The sequence below is a fragment of the Streptomyces sp. NPDC031225 genome, from assembly GCF_055570355.1.
Map to the genome: position 1 here is coordinate 1 of NZ_JBVIHJ010000050.1, position 2,642 is coordinate 2,642.

The window sequence follows — 2,642 nt, forward strand, 5'->3', positions numbered from 1 at the left end:
CCGCCACACCCACCACAACTCCCTCAGAGCCTGCTGTGGTCTCGCCTTTTTCCTCCCCCCCCCCCACCCCCCCCCCCCCCCCCCCCCCCCCCCCCCCCCCACCCCTCTTCTGAAGAACCGGTCAGTCCTCGCTGGGCGAGGCCGGCAGCTTCGCCTGGATGAGGTCCATGACCGTGGAGTCGGTCAGGGTCGTCACGTCACCGAGCTGGCGGTTCTCGGCGACGTCCCGCAGCAGGCGGCGCATGATCTTGCCGGAGCGGGTCTTCGGCAGTTCCTGCACCGGAAGGACCCGCTTGGGCTTGGCGATCGGGCCGAGGGTGGCGCCGACGTGGTTGCGCAGGTCGGCGACGAGGTTCTCGTCGTCGGCGTTAGCGGTGCCGCGCAGGATCACGAAGGCCACGATCGCCTGCCCGGTCGTCTCGTCGGCGGCGCCGACGACGGCCGCCTCGGCGACCGAGGGGTGCGAGACGAGCGCCGACTCGACCTCCGTCGTCGAGATGTTGTGGCCGGAGACGAGCATGACGTCGTCGACCCGGCCCAGCAGCCAGATGTCGCCGTCATCGTCCTTCTTCGCGCCGTCACCGGCGAAGTACCGGCCCTCGAAGCGCGACCAGTACGTGTCGAGGAAGCGCTGGTCGTCACCCCAGATCGTGCGCAGCATCGACGGCCACGGCTCGGTGAGGACGAGGTAACCGCCCCCGCCGTCGGGGACTTCCTTCGCCTCGTCGTCCACCACGGTGGCCGAGATGCCGGGCAGCGGGGTCTGCGCCGAACCGGGTTTGGTCGCGGTCACGCCCGGCAGCGGGGAGATCATCATCGCGCCGGTCTCGGTCTGCCACCAGGTGTCGACGATCGGGGTCCGGTCCGCACCGATGTGCTTGCGGTACCAGATCCAGGCCTCGGGGTTGATCGGCTCACCGACCGAACCGAGCACACGCAGGCTGCTGAGGTCGAACTTCGCGGGGATGTCGTCGCCCCACTTCATGAACGTACGGATCGCGGTGGGCGCCGTGTACAGGATCGTGACGCCGTACTTCTGGATGATCTCCCAGAAACGGCCCTGGTGCGGGGTGTCCGGAGTGCCCTCGTACATGACCTGGGTGGCGCCGTTGGCGAGTGGGCCGTAGACGATGTAGGAGTGCCCGGTGACCCAGCCGACGTCGGCGGTGCACCAGTACACGTCGGTCTCGGGCTTGAGGTCGAAGACGGCGTGGTGGGTGTACGCGGTCTGGGTGAGGTAGCCGCCCGAGGTGTGCAGGATGCCCTTCGGCTTACCCGTGGTCCCGGACGTGTACAGGATGAACAGCGGGTGCTCGGCGTCGAACGCCTCGGGGGTGTGCTCGGCGGACTGCCGGTCGACGATCTCGTGCCACCACACGTCCCGGCTGTCGTTCCAGGCGACCTCCTGGCCGGTGCGGCGGACCACGAGCACGTGGTCGACGTTGCCTGCCTTGTCGGCGGCCTCGTCGACGGCGGGCTTGAGCGCGGACGGCTTGCCGCGCCGGTAGCCGCCGTCGGTGGTGATGACCACCTTCGCGTCGGCGTCCTGGATGCGGGTGGCGAGCGCGTCCGCGGAGAAGCCGCCGAAGACCACGGAGTGCGCGGCGCCGATCCGGGCGCAGGCGAGCATCGCGATCGCTGTCTCGGGGATCATCGGCATGTAGACGGCGACCCGGTCGCCCTTCTGCACGCCCAGCTCCATGAGGGCGTTCGCAGCCTTGGAGACCTCGTCCTTGAGCTCGGCGTAGGTGACCGCGCGGCTGTCGCCGGGCTCGCCCTCGAAGTGGATGGCGACCCGGTCGCCGTTGCCGGCCTCGACATGCCGGTCGACGCAGTTGTACGCCACATTGAGCTTGCCGTCCTTGAACCACTTGGAGAACGGCGGGTTCGACCAGTCCAGTGTCTCGGTCGGCTCGGTGGCCCAGCTCAGTCGGCGGGCCTGTTCGGCCCAGAAACCGAGCCGGTCAGCCTTGGCCTGCTCATACGCCTCCGCGGTGACGTTGGCGTTGGCGGCCAGGTCGGCGGGGGGTGCGAACCTGCGCTCTTCCTTGAGCAGGTTGGCCAGGCTTTCGTTGCTCACGGCATCTGCCTTTCCAGGGTGTCCGTTGTGTCCCAGGCCACAGCTCATCAGACCAAAGGTGTGATGACAAGGGTCGATTGGTAATTGGTTTAGACCTGTCGGGCGTCGAGTCCGGCGGCCCGGGTCATCCGTACCCACGTACGCCGACCAGGCGAAGTTCAGCGCCTGTAACGCCTTTCACACTCCCGCCCACGTCCCGGTGAAGCGCCACCGGCACATCCGGTCCGCCCCCCGGTCCCCTCGGCTCCCTTCACGTCGCCCCACGTGGACGCGATCACGTCCTTCGTGGCGCGCCATGTCGCCGACCTGCACACCATGGCCGGCCTGACCGCCGCGAACTTCCTGGCGGTCCTGGGCGGCCCGCACCTACCGCGCGTCCCGGGGCAGCGAACGTGCGTGGCTGTACGGCATCGCCCGCAACGACGTCAGCCGACGCCGAAGGTCCCAGCGTGCGCCATGCCCGTCCGGCGGCGGGGGGGGGGGGGGGGGGGGGGGGGGGGGGGGGGGGGGGGGGGGGGGGGGGGGGGGGGGGGGGGGGGGGGGGGGGGGGGGGGGGGGGGGG

General features: G+C 70.1%; 1 protein-coding gene. It reads right to left on the reverse strand.

Annotated elements, in window-relative coordinates; genetic code table 11:
* Positions 1–121 precede the first annotated feature (121 nt).
* A complete protein-coding gene (gene acs, locus ACZ48Z_RS42990; protein ID WP_468741373.1) occupies positions 122–2,080 on the reverse strand; it encodes an acetate--CoA ligase in 1,959 nt (652 codons plus the stop codon).
* Between the last annotated feature and the right edge of the window lie 562 nt (positions 2,081–2,642).